Annotated in this window: 4 protein-coding genes and 1 pseudogene; all 5 read right to left on the reverse strand. The window is 37.6% G+C overall.

The genetic code is table 11. The features are described 5' to 3' along the window. Positions 1-595 (reverse strand): annotated as a pseudogene (narK, locus tag AB3X49_RS19540) (nitrate transporter NarK); the annotation flags it as partial. A gap of 80 nt (positions 596-675) precedes the next feature. Further along, positions 676-909, reverse strand: a complete 234-nt coding sequence (moaD, locus tag AB3X49_RS19545; protein ID WP_002127098.1) for a molybdopterin converting factor subunit 1 — start codon at positions 907-909, stop codon at positions 676-678. Then, the gene (locus AB3X49_RS19550; protein WP_367964166.1) at positions 906-1,376 is read right to left on the reverse strand and encodes a molybdenum cofactor biosynthesis protein MoaE; all 471 of its coding nucleotides are present in this window, start codon (positions 1,374-1,376) and stop codon (positions 906-908) included. The genes moaD and AB3X49_RS19550 overlap by 4 nt, the downstream gene beginning before the upstream one ends. A 44-nt stretch (positions 1,377-1,420) precedes the next feature. After that, complete coding sequence (locus tag AB3X49_RS19555; RefSeq protein WP_016120124.1) at positions 1,421-2,710, reverse strand: molybdopterin molybdotransferase MoeA; 1,290 nt, start codon at positions 2,708-2,710, stop codon at positions 1,421-1,423. 43 nt (positions 2,711-2,753) lie between these two features. Next, positions 2,754-3,553 (reverse strand): ThiF family adenylyltransferase (locus AB3X49_RS19560; RefSeq protein ID WP_367964168.1); only part of this gene is annotated, 800 nt, incomplete at its 5' end.

The raw sequence follows: 3,553 nt of genomic DNA on the forward strand, positions 1-3,553 counted from the left end.
TATATACACCTTTTATTTGTTCCATTAATGGTGTATTCACCTTTTTTTCCTTACGATCGCCTAATAAAAAGTTCATAAGTGCAAATGCTGCAAGTAAAACTAAATAACACTGTACTGTTGTTCTCCAGCCAACTGATGTCGCAATTACAGGTGCTAAAAATGAAGTAATTGCTGTTCCAGCGTTACCCACACCGTAAATACCATTTACAAAACCGTGACTCTCTTTCGGGAAGTATTTCGGTAGAGAAGTTACTCCTACAGAGAATACAGCACCACCAATCCCTACAAATAATCCACCAATAATTAAATCCATCATAGAATTGGCAACACTAATGTAAAAGACAGGGAATAATAAAAGTATAAAACTAATAAAGAACAATTTTCTTGCTCCGTAACGATTTGTCCAATAACCAATTGGAATGCGAAGAATAGAACCTAAAATAACCGGTACTGCTGTGACCATAGAAATTTGTCCCGCAGTTAATGGAATATCCGCTTTAATATATGGCATTAATGATGATAAGATAACCCATACCATAAAACCGATAACTAGATTAGAAGTTTGTAAACTTAATTGAAAATTAGGACTTTTCATCTTGTTCCCTCCTATGTATGCATAGTTATATTCATTCTCTCCAGCCTAATCACGTCCTAACATGATTAGGCTGAAAAGAATCAACCACCACTTACTGGCGGAATCATTGCTACTACATCGCCAGTTTGAATAATGTCATCCTCATTTGCATACTCTTCATTTACGGCGACCATTATCTCGTTTGAAATCGCTACGCTGTATTTCTTAATGAGAACTTCCTTTAGTTCAGCAACCGTAATATTTTCACAATCTATGTACAAGGCCGGCTTACTTGCTTCTTCTTGCAAATGTGCAAATAATAGTACTTCAATCATGTTCTCATCTCCCTTTCAGACTCACCATTTGCATATGCTATTTTCTCTAACTGATCACCTATCCATGACTCACCATCTTCCCAAAACTCTTTCTTCCAAATCGGAACAATTTGTTTTATACGCTCCATAATATATTCGTTCGCCTCATAGGCTGCTTTCCGGTGTGGTGTTGAAACGGCGACAACAACAGCAAAATCAGAAATTTCCAATGTACCAATGCGATGTGTAATTGCTACATATGTCCCAGGCCACTTCTCTTCTACTTCATTACCAATTTTCTCAAGCTGTTTTTCCGCCATTGTTTTATATGCTACATACTCTAAATATAGCGTACGACGTCCTTTCGTAAATTCTCTGACGGTACCAATGAAAGTAGTAACCGCACCACACTCACACCGAATTACTTTGTTTGTAACTTCTTCAATTGAAATAGGTGTATCAATTACTTCATAATACGTATGTGTCATTTTGCACCTCTTACCTTTGTATAAGTTAGCAATCTATTTTTCTATTACTTATATGATCGAAGTGGTTCTTTCCACGGCCACTCACTTCCTATGTTCGATTCCAATAATAATACCGAAACAATTATTCCTGCTTCAAATCCTTTCGTTCCTCCCGGCAGGACGATAAATGCATTCGCCTCTGCAAGTGAAGAAATTGCACTAGATTTATCTAAACCAACTGGTGTAGCTTGCAATTTTCCATCTACACTTTCCACTTTCCCTCGTACAAAACGAGTAAATGGGTTTGCTTTTGGAAAGTCTTTCTGTAAAATTGCTTCTGCTCGATATACGTGCGGATCTTTTCTATGCAAATATGTTCCAATGACTGGCCGAACATATAATTCACATCCGACATAACAAGCTGAAGGATTACCAGATAGACCGAATAATAGTTTTCCTTCTAGCTCAGCTACAGTTGTCACACTTCCTGGTCGCATCGCTATTTTGTTGAAAAGTACATTAGCTCGTAATCTCTCATAAATAGCAGGTAAATAGTCATAGTCTCCTACCGAAACGCCACCAGTTGTAATTAAAATATCGACTTCTTTTATTGCTCTTTTTACGGTCTCATAACACGTCTCTAAATCGTCAGCAAATTGTCCATAATAGCGTACAATTCCACCTGCTCGCTCAATTTGAGCAGCAATCATATAGGAATTACTATTTCGAATCTTCCCCGGTTTAAGCTGTTCATGTACTTCTAAAAGTTCACTTCCTGTCGCTAAAATTCCAATAACCGGCTGTTTTACAACATGTACGGAACTATAACCAAACGTAGCAAGAAGCGCTGCTACTCCAGGGTTAATAGAAGTCCCTTTTTTCACAAGTATGGCATTTTGTTTTACATCTTCTCCTTTAAAAGAAATGTTATCACCAGCAGCGAAAGAGCGTTTTAATTTCATATAAGTCTTTTCTTTTTCTTCAAATCCTTCCGTTAGCTCTAACATAACAACCGCATTACATCCTGCTGGAATTGCAGCTCCTGTCATAATACGTACAGCTTGAAATGCTTTCACCTCTTCTCTAAAAACAGAACCTGCCCCGATCTCACCAATCACTTCAAACTGAATCGGGTTACTGCTATTTGCTTCTTTTGTATCTTCCGCGCGAATCGCAAACCCGTCGTACGGAGAGCGATCGAAATGCGGGACATCATGATCTACAATAACATCTTCTCCAAGCATTCTACCGTAGCTGTCTATAAGAGAAACCTTTTCTATTTCACCTTGATGAGCATACTCCATTATGCGTGCAACTGCTTCTGCTACTGGAATTGGTTTACGTTTTTCTAGCATTCTTTTTTCACCTCGTTTTGATAAGGATAAACTCTCTTTCTGTTCATCCTATATATTTTGCGTATAATCGTTTTACCATTTTCATATCATTAGTCCCATGAATAAACGCTCTGCCGTCTGTAAATAAAACAAAACGATATTCATCTACTAGAAACGATAGTAAATATGGAGTTTTTTTGACACTCACGCTTTTTTGTAAGCGCTTTTGAATTTCTTCTAAATTAAGAATTCTCTTTATTCCTGGACGGATTTGAACTGTATTCCGCCCGCATAGCACTTCAGTTTTAATCTGTGATCCAAATGTTAAACTTGGGTACGTGCGTACATTCCCACAAGATGGACATGTACTTTTTTTCTGCCTGTTTACTTTTAATGAGATACATTGATTGTTCCAAATATCAAATGATAACATTGTTCCTCGCAACGCCTTATAATCGTCCACCAATATTTTCATCGCTTCTGTTACTTGGTGAGCAACTACCATTTGTACAGCTGGCTGAATAATTCCTGCTGTATCGCATGTTGCACCACCCATAGGATGATCCATTAGGCAGCGAAAACATGGTGTTTCCCCCGGAAGAATTGTATACGTTACACCGTAACTCCCAATACATCCACCATATATCCAAGGTATATTTTCTTTTTGTGACATGTCATTTATAAGTAGGCGCGTATCGAAATTATCAGTCGCATCTAAAATGAGATCCACTTCTTTTACTAACTCTTCCATTTCTTGCATTGTAACATCCGTTACAACTGGTACAATTTCCACTTCAGAATTAATCTTTCTTAGAACCTGTCTAAAATCTAGGGTATAATCTATGTAAAAAGGATGATTCCTAT

The organism is Bacillus sp. C30, assembly GCF_040838255.1.
GTDB lineage: Bacteria > Bacillota > Bacilli > Bacillales > Bacillaceae_G > Bacillus_A > Bacillus_A mycoides.